Origin of the sequence: Vibrio toranzoniae, from assembly GCF_024347655.1 — a bacterium.
GTDB lineage: Bacteria > Pseudomonadota > Gammaproteobacteria > Enterobacterales > Vibrionaceae > Vibrio > Vibrio toranzoniae.
The window spans coordinates 2,398,110-2,420,445 of sequence record NZ_AP025514.1; the positions used below are offsets into that span (position 1 = coordinate 2,398,110).

General features: G+C 43.3%; 23 protein-coding genes. 9 read left to right on the forward strand and 14 right to left on the reverse strand.

All coding sequences use genetic code 11. From position 1 onward, the window contains the following. Positions 1-85 precede the first annotated feature (85 nt). From dinB to bolA, 10 genes are all read right to left on the reverse strand, one after another. Positions 86-1,162 (reverse strand): DNA polymerase IV, encoded by a 1,077-nt coding sequence (gene dinB / locus OCU50_RS10780; protein ID WP_060468455.1) that lies wholly within the window; start codon positions 1,160-1,162, stop codon positions 86-88. A 189-nt stretch (positions 1,163-1,351) separates the two neighbouring features. Further along, positions 1,352-1,606 carry a (Na+)-NQR maturation NqrM gene (nqrM, locus tag OCU50_RS10785; protein WP_004735214.1) on the reverse strand — a complete coding sequence of 85 codons (255 nt, stop codon included), beginning with the start codon at positions 1,604-1,606 and terminating at the stop codon, positions 1,352-1,354. 16 nt (positions 1,607-1,622) lie between these two features. Beyond that, a complete protein-coding gene (locus OCU50_RS10790; protein WP_060468456.1) occupies positions 1,623-2,627 on the reverse strand; it encodes an FAD:protein FMN transferase in 1,005 nt (334 codons plus the stop codon). 173 nt (positions 2,628-2,800) lie between these two features. Next, a complete protein-coding gene (gene nqrF, locus OCU50_RS10795; RefSeq protein WP_060468457.1) occupies positions 2,801-4,027 on the reverse strand; it encodes an NADH:ubiquinone reductase (Na(+)-transporting) subunit F in 1,227 nt (408 codons plus the stop codon). 29 nt (positions 4,028-4,056) lie between these two features. Further along, complete coding sequence (gene nqrE / locus OCU50_RS10800; protein ID WP_046224563.1) at positions 4,057-4,653, reverse strand: NADH:ubiquinone reductase (Na(+)-transporting) subunit E; 597 nt, start codon at positions 4,651-4,653, stop codon at positions 4,057-4,059. 7 nt (positions 4,654-4,660) lie between these two features. Continuing rightward, complete coding sequence (locus OCU50_RS10805; RefSeq protein WP_017056771.1) at positions 4,661-5,293, reverse strand: NADH:ubiquinone reductase (Na(+)-transporting) subunit D; 633 nt, start codon at positions 5,291-5,293, stop codon at positions 4,661-4,663. Next, positions 5,293-6,060, reverse strand: coding sequence for a Na(+)-translocating NADH-quinone reductase subunit C (locus OCU50_RS10810; RefSeq protein ID WP_046224562.1), 768 nt, complete (start codon positions 6,058-6,060; stop codon positions 5,293-5,295). Before OCU50_RS10810 ends, OCU50_RS10805 begins: the two co-directional genes overlap by 1 nt. Beyond that, complete coding sequence (locus OCU50_RS10815) at positions 6,050-7,294, reverse strand: NADH:ubiquinone reductase (Na(+)-transporting) subunit B (protein ID WP_060468458.1); 1,245 nt, start codon at positions 7,292-7,294, stop codon at positions 6,050-6,052. The genes OCU50_RS10810 and OCU50_RS10815 overlap by 11 nt, the downstream gene beginning before the upstream one ends. Before the next feature lie 5 nt (positions 7,295-7,299). After that, positions 7,300-8,640, reverse strand: coding sequence for a Na(+)-translocating NADH-quinone reductase subunit A (locus OCU50_RS10820; protein ID WP_032547916.1), 1,341 nt, complete (start codon positions 8,638-8,640; stop codon positions 7,300-7,302). A gap of 517 nt (positions 8,641-9,157) precedes the next feature. After that, positions 9,158-9,469 carry a transcriptional regulator BolA gene (gene bolA / locus OCU50_RS10825; RefSeq protein ID WP_017056767.1) on the reverse strand — a complete coding sequence of 104 codons (312 nt, stop codon included), beginning with the start codon at positions 9,467-9,469 and terminating at the stop codon, positions 9,158-9,160. A gap of 173 nt (positions 9,470-9,642) precedes the next feature. On the opposite strand from bolA, the gene OCU50_RS10830 reads away from it, so the two are divergent. From OCU50_RS10830 to csdA, 7 genes are all read left to right on the forward strand, one after another. Next, the gene (locus OCU50_RS10830) at positions 9,643-10,794 is read left to right on the forward strand and encodes a methyltransferase (protein WP_046224560.1); all 1,152 of its coding nucleotides are present in this window, start codon (positions 9,643-9,645) and stop codon (positions 10,792-10,794) included. Between the two features lie 66 nt (positions 10,795-10,860). After that, complete coding sequence (locus OCU50_RS10835) at positions 10,861-11,430, forward strand: YajG family lipoprotein (RefSeq protein WP_017056765.1); 570 nt, start codon at positions 10,861-10,863, stop codon at positions 11,428-11,430. Then, the gene (locus tag OCU50_RS10840; protein WP_060468459.1) at positions 11,430-11,978 is read left to right on the forward strand and encodes a peptidylprolyl isomerase; all 549 of its coding nucleotides are present in this window, start codon (positions 11,430-11,432) and stop codon (positions 11,976-11,978) included. The genes OCU50_RS10835 and OCU50_RS10840 overlap by 1 nt, the downstream gene beginning before the upstream one ends. Before the next feature lie 54 nt (positions 11,979-12,032). Next, positions 12,033-13,391, forward strand: coding sequence for an AmpG family muropeptide MFS transporter (locus OCU50_RS10845; RefSeq protein WP_017056763.1), 1,359 nt, complete (start codon positions 12,033-12,035; stop codon positions 13,389-13,391). Positions 13,392-14,009: 618 nt separating this feature from the next. Then, positions 14,010-14,807, forward strand: coding sequence for a nucleoside-specific channel-forming Tsx family protein (locus OCU50_RS10850; RefSeq protein WP_060468460.1), 798 nt, complete (start codon positions 14,010-14,012; stop codon positions 14,805-14,807). 111 nt (positions 14,808-14,918) lie between these two features. Further along, positions 14,919-15,812, forward strand: coding sequence for a 2-dehydropantoate 2-reductase (gene panE / locus OCU50_RS10855; RefSeq protein ID WP_060468461.1), 894 nt, complete (start codon positions 14,919-14,921; stop codon positions 15,810-15,812). An 87-nt stretch (positions 15,813-15,899) separates the two neighbouring features. Then, positions 15,900-17,111 (forward strand): cysteine desulfurase CsdA, encoded by a 1,212-nt coding sequence (gene csdA, locus OCU50_RS10860; RefSeq protein ID WP_060468462.1) that lies wholly within the window; start codon positions 15,900-15,902, stop codon positions 17,109-17,111. A 105-nt stretch (positions 17,112-17,216) separates the two neighbouring features. Here csdA and csdE read toward each other — a convergent pair whose 3' ends face one another. From csdE to OCU50_RS10880, 4 genes are all read right to left on the reverse strand, one after another. After that, positions 17,217-17,645 (reverse strand): cysteine desulfurase sulfur acceptor subunit CsdE, encoded by a 429-nt coding sequence (csdE, locus tag OCU50_RS10865; RefSeq protein ID WP_060468463.1) that lies wholly within the window; start codon positions 17,643-17,645, stop codon positions 17,217-17,219. A gap of 41 nt (positions 17,646-17,686) precedes the next feature. Further along, entirely contained in the window at positions 17,687-18,496 is an 810-nt protein-coding gene (tcdA, locus tag OCU50_RS10870; protein ID WP_060468464.1) for a tRNA cyclic N6-threonylcarbamoyladenosine(37) synthase TcdA, read from the reverse strand. Positions 18,497-18,609: 113 nt separating this feature from the next. Beyond that, complete coding sequence (gene mltA / locus OCU50_RS10875) at positions 18,610-19,722, reverse strand: murein transglycosylase A (protein WP_060468465.1); 1,113 nt, start codon at positions 19,720-19,722, stop codon at positions 18,610-18,612. An 81-nt stretch (positions 19,723-19,803) separates the two neighbouring features. Further along, positions 19,804-20,277 (reverse strand): DUF2850 domain-containing protein, encoded by a 474-nt coding sequence (locus OCU50_RS10880; RefSeq protein ID WP_060468466.1) that lies wholly within the window; start codon positions 20,275-20,277, stop codon positions 19,804-19,806. A 160-nt stretch (positions 20,278-20,437) separates the two neighbouring features. On the opposite strand from OCU50_RS10880, the gene argA reads away from it, so the two are divergent. Both argA and OCU50_RS10890 read left to right on the forward strand, forming a co-directional pair. After that, the gene (argA, locus tag OCU50_RS10885) at positions 20,438-21,778 is read left to right on the forward strand and encodes an amino-acid N-acetyltransferase (RefSeq protein ID WP_060468467.1); all 1,341 of its coding nucleotides are present in this window, start codon (positions 20,438-20,440) and stop codon (positions 21,776-21,778) included. 280 nt (positions 21,779-22,058) lie between these two features. Beyond that, complete coding sequence (locus OCU50_RS10890; protein WP_082710347.1) at positions 22,059-22,250, forward strand: hypothetical protein; 192 nt, start codon at positions 22,059-22,061, stop codon at positions 22,248-22,250. Positions 22,251-22,336 lie beyond the last annotated feature (86 nt).

Here is a 22,336-nt window from a genome sequence, read left to right on the forward strand (position 1 = left end):
TTTGCTTTTAGAAAAAACCGATTAGGCTGTAAAGTCTAGTCGGTATCAAACAACACTTCTAAACCTAAAGTCTCAACGCCTTTCCTTAAAAGAAACTCAGCTGACGCATCTGGTCTTTCGGTTGTAACACCACACTCAAACCAAGTAAGCGTATTTCTCGTCCTTGTTGCCTTTTCAGTATTTCACTTAACAGTTCTTTGAAGTGTTCGCGATCAAGTGAAGCATGTATGTGCTCAATCGTGGTTTGCTGAAAATCAGCAAATTTGAGCTTAATACCTTGCTTGATGATCGCTTTGCTTGGGCTAGCCTTTTCTAAGCGAGTTTCAAGTTCAGGAAATAACTTGTCTTCAATCACATGCCAACATTCTGCGTAGGTCGATATGTTTTGAGTAAAGGTTCGCTCCACACCTACCGACTTTCTTTCACGCTCAATAATCACTTCTCGGTCATCAATACCATGGCTGCGCTTCCAAAGTGATGCACCTTGACGGCCAAACTTGAGCAGTAAGTCGCGATAGTCAGATTCTTTGATATCTTTACAAGTAAAGAAGCCAGCTTGATGTAACTTTTCAATGCTCACCTTGCCAACACCGGGAATGCTTTCGAGTGGTAACTGGTCGATCACCGCTTGCACGTCTTGCGGAGGGATAACAAACTGACCATTTGGCTTATTCATATCTGAAGCGACTTTCGCTAGGAACTTTATCGGAGCAATACCTGCAGAAGCCGTGAGGTTGAGTTCACTCCATATATCACGCCGAATCGATTCGGCGATCAGTGTTGCCGAACCCTGACACTTTTTCGACTCTGTAACATCAAGAAATGCTTCATCTAAAGAGAGAGGTTCAATCATCGAAGTGTATCGAGAAAAAATTTCTCGAATTTTTTTAGATATCTCGACATAAACCGACATCCTTCCTGGGACAACCAACAAGTTAGGGCAAAGCTGTAGCGCTTTCCCTGTGGGCATAGCAGAACGAACTCCAAACTTGCGAGCCTCATAGTTACACGTACTTAAAACGCCACGCTGCTTTTCATGACCACCTACAGCCAGTGGTCGATTTCGATAAGCAGGGTTATCACGCATTTCTACAGCCGCGTAAAAACAATCCATATCGACATGGATTATCTTTCTTATTTTATCTTCAACCACACTAGACATCTAAGAATAGCTCAACCTTACAACTGTATCTATAAACAGTATAGTAAATTATTACTAGGTTTAAAACGACCGAAATCCCACCCCAAAAAAGTTCACCACAACAAAAAAAGCTCAAGACAGTCGTCTTGAGCTTTTCATTCTAAATTCTCTGGAGGCGAGACAACTCTGCCCCCTAATAGCTATCATCAGTTAAGCGATACGATCTTTATTCCAAGACGCTTCTTTCTGTTGACGCTCTGCTAGTTTCTCTTCACGGTATGCTTCCCGTGCTTCACGCTTCTTACGCGCATCACAAGGCTCAGGGCAGTTACATACTTTATCAATACCAACAGCCCCCAAACCACCACAGCTACCTTTTACAACTTTCTTTTGGATAATATAACCAATTGACATCGCTGCGATTACAGCAAGAAAAACACCAAATGTAATCAGAAATGTATTCATAATTCTCTCGCTTACCTTATTTACTTAAGTATGGCTTAAATGCTTCAGAAGCAATCTCTTTAAAGCCATCTGCTGTTTTAACCACCATGAACACAGGTATGTTATGTTGGTTTGCGATTTCCATTCCCTTAACCTCACCTAAGACCATAAGGCCAGTAGATAAGCCGTCTGCAGTCATTGAAGACGGGTCCAATACAGTTACAGAAACCACTTTATGATGAAGAGGCTTTCCTGTTTCTGGGTTGATGATGTGAGAATAACGAACACCATCACGCTCATAATAATTACGGTAGTCACCAGACGTGGCTATCGCCATATCACCCGGCTCAATGATCTCTTGAATAGTGCGCTCTTCAACACTTGGTTTCTCTATCGCAATACGCCAACCGACACTTTCACGATTTAGACCTTTCAGACGGATTTCACCACCTACTTCTACCATGTAATTATGAATACCAATTGAATCAAGGTAATCTGCGACCACATCCACGCCCCAACCTTTTGCAATGGTTGAAAGGTCAACATACAGGTTCGGTAAATCTTTAGTGAGCTTATTGCCTTCAACGCTTAGGTGATGTATTCCTACTTTTGCTTGACGAGCAGCTAATTCTTCATCTGTTGGGACGACTTCAGGTCGCGCTTCAGGACCAAAGCCCCATAGATTAACTAATGGGCCAACCGTGACATCTAATGCACCTTCAGTAAGACCGTTCAAACGAATCGCTTCTTTCACAACAGTCGCAGTCTGTTCGGACACTTCGAATGCATCAGCAGCAAGGTGTTGATTAAAAAGGCTCAGTTCAGAGTCTTCACGGTAAGTCGACATCTGGTCGTTCACCTGTTCAAGTAAACGATCAACCTCAGTATGAACTTCGTTAGACTCAGGAAACTCATCACCATTGATGTATTTAATATTATAACTGGTACCCATTGTTGGGCCACTTAAATGCACTTGCTCTCTTGGCTGTTCACAGCCTGCAAGAAAAATTAAAGAAGTTAATGCAACAAGCCAAATTTTCACTTGCTTACTCCAATCTAATGTTGAGGATTTATATAAGGAAAAATAAGAGAACAAATAGGTATTTTTAACACCTTACTCTTTCTTATATAAGCCGTTGTATTGTCAAAAGCCACCTTAGAAAAACAAATGGCTGACTCGTTGGAGTCAGCCATAATATCAATCACTTGAATGGATTAACCACCAAAGTCATCTAGTAGGATGTTTTCATCTTCTACACCAAGATCTTTCAGCATGCCGATAACAGCCGCGTTCATCATTGGTGGACCACACATGTAGTACTCACAGTCTTCAGGAGCTTCATGATCCTTCAGGTAGTTTTCGTACAATACGTTATGGATGAAACCGGTATAACCGTCCCAGTTGTCCTCTGGCTGAGGATCAGACAGTGCACAGTGCCACACGAAGTTTTCATTCGCAGCCGCTAGGCCGTCGAAATCTTCAATGTAGAACATCTCACGCTTAGAACGCGCACCGTACCAGAAAGACATCTTACGGCTCGACTTAAGACGCTTAAGCTGGTCGAAGATATGTGAACGCATTGGCGCCATACCTGCACCACCACCGATGAAGACCATTTCATTGTCTGTATCTTTAGCAAAGAACTCACCAAATGGACCAGAAATAGTACATTTGTCGCCTTCTTTAAGAGACCAAATGTATGAAGACATCACACCAGGAGCTACGTCAGGGTTGTTTGGCGGCGGAGTCGCGATACGCACGTTAAGCTTGATGATGCCTTTCTCTTCTGGGTATGAAGCCATAGAGTAAGCACGGATCGAATGCTCTTTAACGATAGACTCGTAACGGAACAAGTTGAACTTATCCCAGTCACCACGGTATTCCTCAGGAATATCGTAATCTGCGTATTTCACGTGATGTGGTTCAGCTTCAATCTGAATATAACCACCCGCGCGGAACGGTACTTCTTCACCCTCAGGGATTGCAAGAGCCAGTTCTTTGATGAAAGTAGCTTCGTTGTTATTCGAGATAACAGTACATTCCCACTTTTTAACACCAAAGATATCTTCGTCTAGTTCAATCTCCATGTCGGTTTTCATAGCAACTTGACATGCAAGACGTTCGCCTTCGCGAGCTTCGCCTTTTGTGATGTGATCAAGTTCAGTTGGTAGGATGTCGCCACCGCCAGACTTAACTTTCACACGACACTGACCACAAGAGCCACCGCCGCCACAAGCAGAAGATACGAAAATACCAGCGCCAGCTAAGGCACTAAGTAGCTTGCTACCAGGTTGAGTAACGATCGCCTTTTCAGGATCGTCATTTACTGAAATAGTGATGTCACCTGATGGTACTAACTTAGACTTAGCGAAAAGAATCACTAGTACTAGAGCCAGTACAATAATGGTAAACATCGCTACGCCAAGAATAATACTAAACATTTGTTATTCCTTATTACTGGGTGCTTACCCTACAGTTGAACACCAGAGAAAGACATAAAGCCTAACGCCATCAGACCAACAGTAATGAACGTGATACCAAGACCACGTAGACCTGGAGGTACGTCAGAGTACTTCATCTTCTCACGGATACCCGCAAGAGCAACGATAGCTAACATCCAACCCACACCAGAACCGAAACCGTAAACAATAGATTCAGTAAAGTTGTAGTCACGAGTTACCATGAAAGATACACCACCAAAGATTGCACAGTTAACTGTGATCAATGGAAGGAAAATACCTAGTGCATTGTACAAAGGTGGGAAGAAACGGTCTAAAACCATCTCTAGAATTTGTACAAGCGCCGCGATAACACCGATGAACGCGATGAAGTTAAGGAAACTTAAATCGATACCTTCAACAAGCGCGTTTTCTTTTAGGATGTGTGTGTAAACAAGGTTGTTTACAGGAACAGCAATGGTAAGTACTACAACTACCGCCACACCAAGACCAAAAGAAGTTTTAACTTTCTTAGATACCGCTAGGAATGTACACATACCTAGGAAGAAAGAAAGCGCCATGTTTTCGATGAAAATCGATTTAACTAGCAGACTAATATAATGTTCCATGATTACCTTACCCCTTCGCTTCTACTTGTTCAGGTTTGAACACACGAATTGTCCAAATCAAGAAACCAATTAGGAAGAACGCAGAAGGTGCTAGAAGCATCAAGCCATTCGGCTGATACCAACCACCGTTACTCACTAGAGGTAGTACTTCCATACCAAATAGTTTGCCAGAGCCTAGAAGCTCACGGAAGAAACCAACAGTGATAAGAACGAAACCGTAACCAAGACCGTTGCCAAGACCATCGATTAAAGATGGGATTGGTGCAGACTTCATTGCGAATGCTTCAGCACGACCCATTACAATACAGTTCGTAATGATTAGGCCTACGAATACAGATAGCTGCTTAGAGATATCGTATAGGTATGCTTTAAGCACTTGGTCAACCACGATTACTAATGATGCGATAATTGCCATCTGAACGATGATACGTACACTGTTAGGAATGTGGTTACGGATCAAAGAAACGAAGAAGTTAGACAAAGCAGTAACAAACATTACCGCGATAGTCATAACAAATGCTGTTTCTAGTTTAGTGGTAACCGCAAGAGCAGAACACACACCAAGAACCTGTAGCGCGATTGGGTTGTTGTCCAACACAGGCGCTAATACGCTTTTTTTAATTTCTTTTGCACTAGACATTAGTTCAGACCTCCGTCACGAACTTTTGCTAGGAAAGGACCAAAGCCCATTTCACCTAACCAGAAGTCAAATGTATGTTGAACACCAACACTAGTCAGTGTTGCACCAGAAAGTCCATCTACACCGTGCTCTGAACCTTGAGGAGCGCCACCTTTAACTACCTTAATCGCTGGTTTGTGGTTTTCGTCGAATAATTTCTTACCAACGAACTGATCACGCCAAGTTGGGTTCTCAACTTCACCACCAAGTCCAGGAGTTTCACCTTGCTCGTAGTATGTGATGCCAGCCACAGTGTTACCATCTGTTTCTACCGCAACGAATGCGTACATCATTGACCAAAGGCCATTACCGTGAATAGGAATGATAACTTTAGAAGTTTCAGTGCCATCTTTCACTAGGTACACTGTCGCAGTGTTCGCACGGCGAATAATCTTCGCGATGTCATCGTCAGCTGAAAGCTTGATTGATTGAGCTGGATCTTTTGCTGCTTTACGTTGATTGTATTCAGCAGCATCGCCTTCAACAAAGTCGCCAGTAGCCAAATCAACTAAACGAGGTTCAATATTATCGGCGTACAGTGCTGGAATATCACCCGCAAGTTCAATGCCTGCAACTTCCAGGATCTTAGTTTGCTTATCCAGAACTGCGTTAGCTTCTTGTTTAGGTTTAAGAACAACTGCAGCTGTTGAAACGATGATTGAGCACACAAGGCTCAATGCGATAACAACAAACAGCGTCTTTTTAATGCTATCGTTATTACTTGCCATAGCGCGCTAGTCTCCGCTTAATGTTCTTCTCGATTACAACGTGGTCAAACAGAGGGGCAAATAGGTTTGCGAATAGAATCGCAAGCATCATGCCTTCTGGGTATGCAGGGTTAACTACACGGATCATTACACAAATTGCGCCGATTAAGATGCCGTACCACCACTTACCTTTGTTGGTAAATGAAGCTGATACTGGGTCTGTCGCCATGAAGAACATACCAAACGCGAAGCCACCTAGAACTAAGTGCCAGTGCCAAGGCATGCTGAACATCGCATTTGTCTCAGAACCGAGCACGTTGAACAGAGTAGATACAGCGATCATACCAATCATCACACCAGCAATGATACGCCATGAAGCGATACGCATGTAAACGATCATCGCAGCACCAATCATAAGCGCCAGAGTCGATACTTCACCGATAGAACCTGGAATGTTACCAATGAATGCGTCCATCCAAGTGATTGCTTCACCAGATGTTACGTTCATTAGTGCGCTACCGCCGCCTTGAGCCCATTGGCTAAGCGCAGTTGCACCAGAGAAACCATCTGCAGCAGTCCAAACTACGTCACCTGAAATCTGTGCAGGGTATGCAAAGAATAGGAACGCACGGCCAGCAAGTGCAGGGTTCAGGAAGTTACGACCCGTGCCACCGAAGATCTCTTTCGCTACAACAACACCGAAGGTAATACCTAGTGCTGCTTGCCATAGAGGAAGAGTTGGCGGAACGATAAGCGCAAATAAGATAGAAGTAACAAAGAAACCTTCGTTGACTTCGTGCTTACGCACCATACAGAACAGAACTTCCCAGAAACCACCAACGATAAATACCGTTGCATAGATAGGTAGGAAGTATGTCGCACCAAGTAGCATCTTGCTGCCAACACCAGCATCGGGCCCTAAGGAGGCGCCAAGCATTTCGGTTAGCCAGTAGTGCCAGTTACCATCGATAACAGAAACTAATTCAGCGCCTGCGTACATATGGTTAAGTGCAGCGATAGCTTGGCCACCCGCGTTGTACATACCCCAGAACATTGCTGGGAATACCGCGAACCAAACCATGATCATGATACGTTTTAAATCAACGCTATCACGAACGTGTGAGCTTTTCTTTGTGATAAGACCTGGCGTGTAGAACACTGTCGCTGCTGCTTCGTAAAGCGCAAACCACTTCTCGTGTTTACCACCTGGCTCAAAATGATGCTCGATGTCTTCAAGAAACTTTTTAAGGCCCATGAAAATTACCCTTCCTTCTCAATCGTATCTAGGCATTCACGAAGTAGTTGACCGTACTCGTACTTGCCTGGACATACAAAGGTACACAATGCTACATCTTCTTCGTCTAGCTCTAGCGCACCTAGTGCTTGAGCACTATCAATATCGCCTGCACATAGATCACGAAGTAGCAATGTAGGTTCCATATCTAGAGGCATCACGCGCTCATAGTTACCAATTGGAACCATCGAACGATCACTGCCGTTTGTTGTCGTTGTCATATTGAACAACTGACCTGTAAACAGGTGACCAAGGAATGCACGAGTAACAGAGAACTTGTTCTTACCAGGCATAGCCCAGCCGAATAGCTCTTTATCACGACCTTCACGTAGAACAGAAACTTGCTGATGGTAACGACCAAGAAAAGCATGTGGACCTGTTGCTTTAGTACCCGTGAGTACAGAACCAGAAATCACACGAACTTCGCCTGGCATTAACTCACTGTCTGTTAACTCTTCAAGGCTAGCACCAATTAGAGTACGAACTAGACGTGGGTTGTTAACCACTGGGCCAGCCAGAGCAACAACACGCTCAGAATGAATCTCACCAGTAAGGAAAAGCTTACCGAATGCGATAACATCTTGGTAGTTAATGCTCCACGCTACATTTTGTGCATTTACCGGGTAAAGGTAATGCATATGCGTGCCTGCAAGACCTGCAGGGTGTGGGCCATCAAAAACATGTTCTTCAACGTTAGACTGAGCAGAACGAGGCAAGCTAGTGCCTTTTTTACAAACGTACACTTTGCCGTTAGTCAATGTTGAAAGAAGATCTAAACCAGCAACGAAAGCATCAGACTGCTCGTTAATGATTAATTCTGGCTCAGCTGCTAACGGATTCGTATCCATAGCAGTTACAAAAATAGCCTGAGTTTCAGAATCAATGGCTGGAACCTTGCTGAACGGACGAGTTCGCAAAGCGGTCCATGCGCCAGACTCAACTAACTGAGTTTTAACCGTTTCACGGTCAAGACCTGCTAGTTGGTTGGCTTCATAGTTATTGAACGTGATTTGCTCATTGCCTGCTATTTCAATCACTACTGATTGAAGAACACGCTTAGCACCACGGTTCACTTCAATAACTTTACCGCTTGCTGGAGAAGTAAATACAACACCTGGGTTCTTTTTATCTGCAAAAAGAACTTGGCCTTTCTTCACTTCATCACCAACGCGAGCATGCATCGTAGGACGCATACCAACGTACTCTTCGCCAAGCAAGGCGACTTTAGTGATGGACTTACCATCATTAATCACCTGGGATGGAGTTCCTGCAATAGGAAGGTCCAAACCCTTATTTATTGTAATCATACGCACTTGCACTACTTTATCGGGAAAAAGATTCTTTTAATTGCGTAAATTCGGGACGTTTTAAATCGCCCTTAGACACGACATTACTGTGTCCGGTTTTGGTAAATTTGAGGCACCAAAATCGCAACATTATCTTAATAAACTCATCACATAAATCATGTGAGATTTATCAGGTGCCGTATACTAGCATTTTTTGATAACTTGATGCCATGACCAATAACTTGAATACGGCCTTTATTTGGTGAGATTTGAAGCATATGGACTCTCAAATATGTATAAATTTGACGGGCCGCACAGATAAAATGGCTTTTGAATCATGTTTTAAACAAGAGATTAATACTCTGTCACAAACTCATATTTTACGAACTATGTTGAAACACTGTTAATAAAAACATTACTCATTGTAGGTATTTTTAGCCGTTCGATTTACCATCAATTTGAGTGATATAACAACGAAAAACAGAGATATTTGGCAACAAAAAAGGCGGTATTGCCGCCTCTTTTGTATAGATAAGTTCTATGACTTACCACCACCCATACACATTGGGCTATCTGGCACGTTATCTAGCTGCTTCATCCATTCATCTTTTGTATAAGTGTGAATGGACAGGGCGTGAATATTATTCGCTAGCTCTTCTGAAAGTACTTTATTGACCGCTCGATGACGAGCAATAAGACGCAAACCTTCAAACACATCGCTGACAACAATCACTTTAAAATGACTTTCAGAACCAGCCGGAACATTGTGCATATAGCTCTCATTCACCACGTTTAAATGACTTGGTGAAAACTCATTGTGCAATTTTGTTTCGATAACTTCTTGGATCATTGTGATTCCTTAGTAACGTATTGGCATTATATGTTGCTGAGTATAAACCTTAACAGGTCGACTGTCTGAGTATTTCATTGCGAACCACTCCGGTTTAGTGGAGTTTTTTCTATCTTGTTTAGCCTGCATTTGAGACAATATCTTTGTTATTTCTTATATAAGCACCTCAAGCAATGAAAACCGAACTTACCCTTCACGATAGAACTTTGACCTTACATCGTTTCCCTAAACGTTCAAATGAAACCCTTCAAGCTTGGGATGCGGGCGACGAATACCTGCTCAGTCATGTTGAAGAGATGAACCTTGAACCTGGCAAACACATACTGATCATGAACGACAGCTTTGGTGCTCTATCTGCTTGGTTCTCGAAAGATCATGATGTCACCATGATGAGCGACTCATTTATCTCTCATCGCGGTGCGCTAAAAAACTTACAGCGAAATCAATGTAATCGAGTCAACTTTTTAAACACAATGGATGCTATCCCACACGGTATCGATCTTGTGATCATGCAACTACCAAAAACCAACCGCCACCTTGTATGGCAGTTAAGTCAGTTACGCCAAGCACTGCCTGAAGGCTGCCAAGTGATCGGTGTCAACAAAGTAAAAGAGATCCACACCTCTACACTTAACCTTTTCGAAAAATACCTAGGCGAGACCAAAACCTCATTAGCGAAGAAAAAGCACCGCTTGGTTTTCTCTTCTCCAAATTGCCAACCGATTCAAACTGTTGAGCCGTTTGTTGAGTGGGATGTAGACGGTGAAGATATCCGCCTGAAAAATTTACCGAATGTTTACTCAGGGGAAGCACTCGATCAAGGCGCTCGCTATATGCTAGAGCACATACCTCAAGATCCTGAGCTACGTCATATTATCGACCTAGGCTGTGGCAACGGTGTATTGAGTGTAAAAGCCGGGCAATTGAATCCCAAAGCTCGTATCACCTGCGTTGATGAGAGTTTTATGGCCGTTGAATCAGCACGACAAAACGTCAAGGATAACCTTGGTGAAGAAGGTAACTTCCAATTCATTGCTAACAACTGTTTAGATGGCTTTAAGAAAAACAGCACCTACTTGGTGATGTGTAACCCTCCGTTCCATCAACAACAAGCGATTACTGATCACATTGCATGGCAAATGTTCTGTGATGCGAAGCATGTTCTTAGCAATGGCGGAAAATTAATTGTTATTGGTAACCGACACCTCGGATACGATGTAAAACTCGCAAGATTATTTGGTGAAGCGAACGTTGAAACGCTTGAACTAAACCAAAAATTTGAGATATTACAGGCAACAAGAGAACCTGCTAATTTTAATAAATAAGCAGAAACGACTTCACAAAAATTTAAAATACCGAGCTTCTGGTGTGAATTTAGAAAGGATAAAGGAATGAAAAAACTGATTTTGGCTGCTTCTATTATGGCTTTGACGGCATGTTCAGCCCCTCAGCAAGAACAGATCAACGTAATGCCAGAAGCTTCACTAAGCTCAAGCAACCTTGTACAAGGCAAAACATACACGCTCACAAGTAAAGATGTCCGTGCTGCTCAATATGTAGCATTGGTTGATAGCGGCCGTTCAAATATTCAGCCGATTCACGCTAAGCAAAACATGCGTATTTCTCTAGAAAACGCGCTAGCAAAACAGCTGGACTCTCAAGGTTTCCGTGCAAGCGTAAACAGTGAAAACTCGATTGTTTTAGAGATTCAAGAAGCACTCGTTACCGTAGAACACACCATCATGGAAAACCAAATGGACGGTAAAGTGACGCTTGAAGTAACCGCTGAGACACCTGAAGGCAAACTGGTTAAGACATTCAATGGTACAGCCGTTCGAACTGGTGCGTTAAGCGCTTCAAACGACGACATCTCAATGGTCCTTAATGATGTGCTCAATTTAGTACTTACTGAGATTGCTAACGACCAAGAGCTACAAACTTACATGAAGGAACGTTTCTAATGAGCCGTATCTTTACTTCTATCGTATTAATGCTGGTGAGCGTGAGCGTTTGGGCTGGTCCTAAAGTGAACGTGGAAACAACATTAGGCAACTTCACTATTGAGCTTAATCAAGAGCAAGCACCGATTAGCGCTGAGAACTTCCTAAAATACGTTGAAGACGGCAGCTATGAAGGCACTATCTTCCACCGAGTTATTCCTGGCTTTATGGCTCAAGGTGGTGGCTTCGATCAAGACATGGATCAACAAGCGACTTATGGCCCTATCAAAAACGAAGGCAGTAACGGTCTAAAGAATGATACAGCAACGATCGCTATGGCTCGCACTAATGCGCCTGATTCTGCAACTCGTCAGTTCTTCATTAACTTTGCTGACAATGATTTCTTAAACGCGAAAGGCGCTAATCCTGGTTACGCTGTATTTGGTAAAGTGACTGAGGGATTTGATGTCGTACAGAAGATGGCTACCATTCCGACTAAGCGAATGGGCCGTATGTCAGACATCCCAATAGACCCTATCATCATCAACAAAGTAACACTTCTTAAGTAATCTCATACAGCGCCCTTAACCTCTTAAGGGCGTTTTTCTATACAAGGACGCCCCATGTCATCAGGCTCTCCCTCTCTTTCTTGGATGCAGACTTTTCGCAGCTACCTAGATAAACGTCTACTTTGGGTGTTTATGTTAGGCTGTTCAAGTGGCTTCCCATGGGTTCTTATTGGCTCCAACATGTCTGGTTGGCTAAAAGATGCAGGTTTAACAAGAGCTGCTATTGGCTATTTTGGTAGCGTATTTGCCGTTTATGCCATTAACTTTCTATGGGCCCCCCTGGTAGACCGAGTCAAACTACCAATCCTACATGCGATATTAGGCCAACGGCGTAGTTGGATATTTTTGTGTCAAAGCGCTGTATTGATCTGCACGCTCTTCATTGCTGGAGTAAACCCAGCCGATGATCTTGTTCTAGCTTCGATGTTAGCTTTAGGCATAGCGATTGCTTCATCGACTCAAGATATTGCGATCGATGCCTTTCGAATTGATACATTTCCAAAGTCAGAGTCATCTAAACTGCCTCAAGCTTCTGCTATGACGGTTATAGGTTGGTGGACAGGCTATTCGCTACCCGGTTACCTTGCCTTCATAAATGCTGATTCAGTTGGCTGGAATGGTGTTTACTACGGTATGGCTGGTATTGTCGCAATTCTAATGTTGTTCACATTACTCGTTGGCGAACCAAAAACGAAACGAGATAGCTTACAAGCAGAAGCCGAACGCCGTCATCGTCAAATAGTAGGTAACCCTATTGTTGTCTGGCTTACCGTGACCGTCGCAGAACCCTTCCTAGACTTCTTCAAACGCAATGGATTTAGAGTCGCTCTAACTTTATTACTTTTCGTCTTTCTATTTAAGATAGGCGAAGCCTTCTTGGGAAGAATGTCGATCACATTCTATAAAGAAATTGGCTTCTCTAACGAGCAAATCGGTTACTACTCTAAATTAATCGGTTGGGGGTTAACTATGTTATTCACCTTAATTGGCAGTATGGTCAATGTTAAATTTGGTATAGTTCGCGGGTTAATGATCGGCGGTATTGCAATGGCAGCCAGTAATCTAATGTTCGCATGGATCGCCCAAGTTGGTCCAAATGAGCATCTGTTCTTAGCCACGCTGATGGTTGATAACTTCACATCTGCCTTCTCAACCGTTGCATTTGTTTCTTTCCTGACAATGGTAACTGGCCAAGCATTCTCTGCAACCCAATACGCTCTGCTTGCATCATTGGGAAATTTAGGTCGGACAACACTGGCATCATTCAGCGGTGAAGTCGTTGATTACCTCAATGACTGGTCGACTTTCTTCATACTGACAGCATTAATGGTGATTCCGAGTTTGATCATGCTCTATTCATTACGCCACTTTTTCACTGATTTATTAGAAAAAGCCAAAAACCATCAAGAATAGTAAAAAAAGGGTAGCGTCAAACTACCCTTTTTACTTTCTGACGGCAGAGACGAAACCGAAAATCTATTGTACCAGTCACAGTTAAGTGGAACTCCGTTCCCATCACATCATCAATTGCAAACTCTCCAAAGTTCTTTCCATGTTTAGAACAAAGAACAATCTCTTTCTATAAATAAACAACAAAGCTCAATTACCTCTTTATCAAATGATTCTAACTCCAGTACAACGTCGATCAAAAATAGCTCAAAGCAAAGAAAACGAGACGGACGATTTACCTCATTTTGAGGAAAAGAAAGCTTAGAAAAGAATACTGTTGATTTTGATATGCATGTCACTCTATTCAGTAGAATCGTTTGCTTAGAACGGTATTTCAGCAATTCCCCCACAAAATAACCGAATTTCACAAAATCAATAGAATTTATGGTGCATCAAGATGCATTGCTATCTTAAAGTTCCGTCATTTAGATCGTTAGTGTGATCGGCTTCACTTTAATAATTGTAGTTTTCACTCTGTCTCACTTTTATTTGAGAACAAAATCGCTATTATGCTCGGCATTCGGACAACGTAAACACTTACAAGTTTGCGGGTTACTTATTTCAAATATAGAGAGTTCCATTATGCGTAAATCACTTTTAACTCTTGGCCTACTTGCAGCAACTTCTGCTCCAGTAATGGCAGCAGATTATTCTGACGGCGACATTCACAAGAACGATTACAAATGGCTTCAATTCAACCTTATGGGTGCAATTGACGAGCTTCCAGGTGAATCAACTCATGATTACCTAGAAATGGAATTCGGCGGCCGCTCTGGTATCTTCGATCTTTACGGTTATGTTGATGTGTTCAACCTAACTTCTGATCCTGGCAGCGACAAAGCTGACGCTGACTCAAAAATCTTTATGAAGTTTGCTCCACGTATGTCTCTAGATGGCCTGACAGGTAAAGATCTGTCTTTCGGTCCAGTTCAAGAGCTATACGTTGCTACTCTTATAGAGTGGGATGGTGCAAACGGTGGTGTGAACACTCAGAAAGTAGGTCTTGGTTCTGACGTAATGGTTCCATGGTTCGGTAAAGTTGGCCTAAACCTTTACGGTACTTACGATTCAAAGGAAAAAGACTGGAACGGCTACCAAGTTTCTATGAACTGGTTCAAACCATTCTACTTCTTCGAGAACGGTTCATTCATCTCTTACCAAGGTTACATCGATTACCAATTTGGTATGGATGACGACTTCGCTGCACTTAACACTACTAACGGTGGTGCTATGTTCAACGGTATCTACTGGCACTCAGACCGCTTCGCGGTTGGTTACGGTCTAAAAGGTTACAAAGACGTATACGGTCTTAAAGATGACGGCCTAGCTGGTAAAACAACTGGCTTCGGTCACTACGTAGCAGTAACTTACAAGTTCTAATCGAACTTCTAAGAAATATTTCCTAAATGGCACCCTCGGGTGTCATTTTTTATTGCTTTCATATAATGCCTCGCTATCCTTGCAGCATCACTTTCTTATCTCGGTATTGCTGTGAACATCACGATTGTTGGGCCTGGGGCTATTGGATCTTTGTGGGCCATAAAACTACTTCAAGCGGGTCATAATGTCTCTTTGTGGAGTCGCTCTTCTGAAATCTCTACAGACCTATCGCTTGATGAGCGAACTTCAATTTCCTTCAGTAACAACAATATCGAAAAGCTATCTGCAAGTGACTTAGTGATCGTCACGGTCAAGGCTTGGCAAGTGGAAGAAGCCACCACTCCGTTACTTCAATATCTCGCCCCTGACACCATTCTTATGTTCATGCACAACGGAATGGGAGCAGTAGACGAGATAGCCACTCAAATTGATGCTCATCCGGTAGTATTGGCGACCACCACCCAAGCAGCTTTTAAATCCGACCGCAACAATGTATCCCACACAGGAATCGGCCAAACTCAACTAGGGGCTTTTAACCTCAAAGGTCAGCAATGCACTTTTTTGGTTGATGTGTTGGAACACGCCCTACCAACCGTGAACTGGAACCCTAAGATAAAAACGGCACTTTGGACTAAGCTCGCCATCAATTGTGCTATCAACCCACTGACTGGATTAGAACAAATTAAGAATGGGGAGCTCGCCGATCAACGCTTCAGCGAGACGCTGAATTCCATCATTCACGAACTCACGCAAGTAATGCAGGCGGAAGGTATTACTTATTCATTCAATGAGTTAGAAGCAAGCGTCAACAAGGTTATTCACGCCACAGCACAGAACAACTCTTCAATGAAGCAAGATATGTTTTATCAGCGAAAGACTGAGATCGACTTCATTACCGGGCACCTTATAAAGACCGCACTCAAGCATCAAATAGAAGTACCCACTAACCAAAAGCTGCTCGCAATGGTTAAAGAACGAGAAAATAGCTGGAATCATCAAGATTAGTCAGCAACGCTTTACAAGTCGCGATAAAATAACGATACCGCTCAGCGTAACGCTGGCACCAATTTCCAAGATTTTAGGTAAGAATAGATGCTTGATATCAATCACATCCGAGAGCAGTTTCCTGCGCTATCACAAACCGTCAACCAACAACCGTTGATTTACTTAGACAGCGCGGCAACGACGCAAAAACCTCAGGTGGTTATTGATGCCATTAGCCAATATTACTCTAAGCAAAATGCCAATGTTCACCGTGGTAGCCACAGCTTAACCGCGCAAGCAACCAGTCAATTTGAAGCAGCAAGAGACAAGGTCGCTCAGTTTATTGGCGCTACGTCTTCAAAGGAAATTATCTGGACTCGCGGTGCCACCGAAGCACTTAACCTCATTGCTCAAACGTACGCAAGAAGCACTCTTCAGCATGGCGATGAGATCTTAGTGAGTGAAATGGAGCATCACGCCAACATCGTGCCTTGGCAAATTGTGGCAGAACAAACCGGCGCTAAAGTCATAAAAGTACCAATGACATCGGATTGCGAATTTGACCTAACTGCGTTTGATAAGCTCTTAAATGAACGTACCAAGATTGTTGCATTAGCTCAGATAACCAACGTGACGGGTTCTCGTCAGCCGATTGAACAAGTGATAGAGAAAGCACACACGATGAATGCCATTGTTGTGGTCGATGGCGCGCAAGGTATTGTTCATGAATCTGTTGATGTAGCGGCTTTAGGTGCAGATTTCTACGTATTCTCTGGGCATAAGCTCTATGCCCCTGCAGGTATTGGTGTGCTTTACGGTAAGCTTGAATTACTCGAAGCGATGCCACCTTGGCATGGCGGTGGCAAAATGGTTGAGCGCGTCTCTTTCTCTGGCACTACTTTTTCTGAACTACCTGGCAAGTTCGAAGCAGGCACACCCAATGTCGCAGGCGCTATTGCTTTAAGTACCGCAATAGAGTGGTTACATCAGTTTGACCCAAAAGACGTGGAAGAACACATCCACCAGCTACAACAGAAAACCTATCAAGCGCTCAATCAATTGGATGATATCCAGATCCTTGGTTATAAATCTAATTCAAGTGTGATTACTTTTGTGATGGACGGTGTTCACCATCAAGATATTGCAACGCTATTGGATCAACAAGGTATCGCAGTTCGTGCTGGTCACCATTGTGCACACCCATTAATGGATGCGCTCAACGTAAAAGGAACCGTGCGAATTTCGTTTGGCATTTACAACAATATGGATGATGTCGAAAGGCTCATAGCGGCGATAGAAAAAGCCGTTGATATGCTTTAGCGAGTAGCGAGTAGCGAGTAGCGAGTAGCGAGTAGCGAGTAGCGAAATTATTTAGGGTTGGCGTTTAGCGCCAACCCTTTTTATATTTTGTACTTCTAAGAAATGTTAAACACTTAGCTCTTGGATTTGAGCAACGATCGCTTTTAATCCATTACCGCGAGATGGGCTTAGATGGGTGATTAGACCGATCTGTTCAAAGTAACCATCAATATCGAACACTTGAATTTGTTGTGACGTTTTACCATCAAAAGCAGCCATTACTAATGTAATCAGACCACGAACGATACGCGCATCTGAATCGGCGAAAAAATACCAAACACCGTCGATGTTCTGGGAAACTAACCACACTTGGCTTTCACAACCAGACACCAATACCTGCTCACTTTTCAGTTCATCAGGCATGTTAGGCAATTTCTTACCCCATTGAATCACTTGGCGATAACGGTCTTCCCAGCCGTTGAATGTCTGCATTTTCGCGACAATATCATCACTGGTAATTTCAGTGCCGAATGGAGAGCTTGGGAATGACATCATTTTAATATCCAGTAAATTATTATGAAACGAACAATAACGAGTTACTTAGTATGCTTTTGAATGATCTTTTCGACAATACGCGAAACAGCCACAAAACCAAACGTCGCCGTTACCACAGTTGCAGCACCAAACCCCGTCGCACAATCCATGCGTTTTGGACCTTCGGCTGTCGCTTTCGCAGCACACACACTGCCGTCAGCTTGCGGGTATTTAAGCTGTTCAGTTGAGAATACACAATCAATACCAAACTTACGCGCTGGATTTGTAGGGAAGTTGTGATGACGACGCAACGTACCTTTCAGTTTTTTCGCTAGCGGATCTTGAATCGTCTTGGTCAAATCGGCAACTTTGATTTGAGTCGGGTCGACTTGGCCACCCGCACCACCAGTGGTGATCACTTTGATTTTGTTACTACGACAATACGCCAGCAGCGAAGCCTTAGCTTTCATGCTATCAATCGCATCAAGAACAAAATCGAACTCTTTCGATAGATATTCTGCCTGATTGTCAGGGCCGATAAAATCATCAATCAGGTTAACTTTACACTCAGGGTTAATCAGCTTAACGCGCTCAGCCATCACTTCGATTTTACTCTTACCGACAGTGCCCGACATTGCGTGGATTTGACGGTTGATGTTAGTCACACACACATCATCCATATCGATCAACGTCAGCTCACCTAACCCCGTACGAGCAAGCGCTTCAACCGCCCATGAACCTACACCACCAATACCGATCACACACACATGTGCAGCTCTAAGTATGTCGACTTCACTATTGCCATATAGGCGACGAGTGCCACCAAATCGTTGGTCATAGTTTTCTGAAGCTGGAGTGGTCAATTCACGCATGGTTGCCGCCAATTTATTTCTGAGAAAAAGAAAAGAGTGCGTTTTATACGCACTCTTGAATAAAAAGTCTAGGGGATTAGCGAATCACTTTAACAGCCCTATTCTATTAGGCTTTACTCGATCTTTTCAGGAGGCAAAGCCCAAGGCGCTTCGGTTGCGCTACCATTTAAACCCAACTTCCATACACGACCAAAATGTTTGTAATGCCCCGCTTCAGTACCCGCTCTTGGCCCCATACCGTGGTAGAGATCTAAGTGGTTCTGCTTAACCGCTCCCCCCGTATCCAAAACCAGTAACAACCTTAATTGGTGTGCACCACTCCAAGTACCATCTGCATTTAATAACGGAACCTCAGCCAGAATTGGTGTACCCATAGGCAAGAGTGAGCGATCGCCCGCTACCGCAGCCATTGGTAACAGTGGAATGCCTGCGCTTCCCATTACCGACAAATCATCTCTTGCATTAAAGAACACAAAAGACGGGTTTTGCTCAAGCAGCTCTTTGACCACTTCAGGCTCGTTCGCCAATACCCACTCTTTGATTGCCTTTAATGACATTTTTTCGCGCGGAACTAAACCTCGTTCGATCAAAACTCGGCCAATACTCACGTAAGCCTTGTTGTTCTTACCCGCATAAGCAAAATACTGCAAGGTGTCATCATCACCAAAATGCACAAAACCGCTGCCCTGCACTTCCATCATAAATGGGTCAATACGGTTTGCAGAGTAACCTAACTCAAGGCCTTGGCCTTCTAATGCACCGTTGTAGATATCTGCGCGAGTTGGACACTCTTTATCGCACTTAGGAAGCCCATAAACAGGAAAACGATATTCTTCAGTCGCTTCATGACGAAGCTCCATTACTGGAGAAAAATACCCCGTGAATAAGACATTACCTTGCTTATCTCCACCACCGAGTTGCGCGGTTTGAACACCGAAATTAGCTAACTCGCTTGGATCACCACTCAGCATTGCCCACTCATTGAGCTGTTGATAAAGCGGCTCGTAGATTTTCGCCATCGAAGGAGATTTGGAGACCACCATTTCAGCTTGTTCAGCAAATGCGGTGTAGTCTCTTGGCTTGTTGGATTGAACCTGATCGATCTTATTTAAAGTACGGGGAAATTCATCATCAAGGTGTTGTTGAGCACGATCGGTTGGTTGAGCACAGCCAAATAGTAGAGAGGCGGCAACAAGGGGAAGCCATTTTTTAATCACAAGAGTCATCCTAAAAATTCTATGCATCGAGGATGACAAAAACAATCAGATAACACAATCTTAGATTGTAAGAGTTTACAATAAGATAACCTATCGGACCGAGTGATCGATATGGCCTTTAAGGCGAAATACAGGATTATAGTGACTATCCGAATCAAGCATCATTTCGGTGTTGTCGGAATTGGTCATACGGAAACGATACGTTTGATCGCCCGCCTTATATTCGAAGTAGTTACCATCAAACTCAAAGTAAGTTGCAACAATAGAACCCGCCATTGATACACCATTAGCATTTAACACAAACTCATCCGTCGCATAATGCGCAACATCTTGTTCTACCCAAGTACCATAAAGCAAGTGATTTGGCGTTACTGAATCTTGCAATCGAGTGATCACATCACCAAAAAGTGACACCACTGCGAACGAACCTACCAAAGCCAAAACCATGAGACAACGCTCGATGATCTTACGCTTTAACTTAGATTGGTTTCGCTGTTCTTCCTTACTATAAAGGCCTGTGGTTATCTCATCGATCTTGTTCTTTGTTGCTGGAGCTTGTTGCATTCGGTAACTACTCATAAAGATGCTATGCATATTCTACACTGAGACCGTTTATATAATGAAGTCTAGATAAGAATAGTTTGCGCTTTATTCCAAAAAGTGTTGTTTAAATTTGAATTTAAATGCTAAATTATCGAATAAATAAACAAAATGGACTTGTTCTGTGAAATTAAGAAGTACAGCGCTAGTAAAAGGTTTCAGACAATCAACCCCTTACGTAAATGCTCACCGTGGCAAGACTATGGTAATTATGCTGGGAGGCGAAGCCGTTGCCGCTAAAAACTTTGGCAATATTATTAATGATATAGCTTTACTCCACAGCCTTGGAGTCAAGATAGTTCTTGTTCATGGGGCAAGACCTCAGATAAACCAACTGTTGGTAAAACAAGATTGCCATACGCCTTATCACAAGAATATTAGGGTCACTGACGAGTATTCTCTGGGTGTCGCGATGCAGGCTGCAGGCCAATTACAGCTGGCTATTACCGCTCGTCTTTCAATGAGCTTGAACAACACCCCAATGGCGGGCACTCAACTGAATGTGATGAGCGGCAACTTTATCACCGCTCAACCGCTAGGCGTGGATGATGGCACAGACTACTGTCATAGTGGGCGTATTCGTCGAATCGATATTGAAGGGATTAATCGCACACTCGACCAAGGTTCCATCGTATTACTTGGCCCGATTGCCAGTTCAGTCACCGGCGAAAGCTTTAATCTGCTTTCAGAAGAGGTCGCGACCCAAGTTGCAATTCGCCTAAAGGCAGACAAGCTGATTGGTTTTTGTTCCGAACAAGGTGTAACTGACGAAAACGGTAATGTCCTCGCCGAACTTTTCCCTAAAGACGCGAAACAAATTCTAGAACGCTTAACGGAATCTCAGAACCCGACAGAAGACATGAGTACCGGAACGCTGCGTTTTTTAAAGGGAGCTATCTCCGCTTGCCACGCAGGTGTGCCTCGCTGTCACTTAATCAGCTACAAAGTGGATGGCGCATTGATCCAAGAGCTGTTCTCTTTCGACGGTATTGGAACCCAAGTGGTCATGGCGAGTGCCGAACAAGTAAGACAAGCTCAGATTGATGATATCGGTGGTATCTTTGACCTCATTCGTCCGCTTGAAGAACAAGGCATCCTCGTTCGTCGTTCAAGAGAGCAGTTAGAGCAAGAAGTCCATCGCTTTACTATTATCGAGAAAGACGGACTGATTATTGGCTGCGCTGCACTATACGCTTACCCAGAAGATCACATGGCAGAGATGGCCTGTGTGGCTATCCACCCTGACTATCGAGATGGAAACCGTGGCCAGTTACTATTGGATTACATGCGTCATCAATCCAAATCTCGTGATATCGACCAGATTTTTGTTCTTACCACACATAGCCTACATTGGTTTCGTGAACAAGGGTTTTACGAAATAGGTGTCGACGAGTTGCCGATGAAGAAACAAGGTTTGTACAACTATCAACGGAATTCAAAAATTCTAGCCCTAGACGTTCAGTGAAACTTTCAGATGCTAGTCACACTTTCTCATTAAAATAATTGCAAATGTAATCGTTTGCTGTGCAATTTTTAACAAATATGCACTTTCACTCACACGTATAATTGTATAGTATTTAGCCGCTTTAATGATATTAACAAATAATTTTAATTGGATTACCATCTTGATAATCGTATCGAGTTAATTAAGGTGGTCACTGCACGGATTGCTATACCCGTTGACGGTCAGCACGCTAGAAATAGCTCTGCTCGTTGATATAAACAGCAAAAAGAGCACCATTGATATGAGAACCATTGTTTGTAACTCGCTGCAAAGTTTTTGGGATATGGCCGACAACCAATTCTTAGAAGGGCTAGACGTACACTGCGTGTTCCCTGTGAGTGAGAACCTTAAAGAGTTTATTTTGAATTGCCAAGCAAAGTACAAGATAAACCATATATCGTTTACTCGAGCGTTTTTAAGCTCTGATTCCTAATAACGCTCAAAGCAACCAAGGATGGTTGCTTTATGTATACGCTATCCCCCCTGCAATTTGGTCACTTGACTCTCCTAAACACTTTC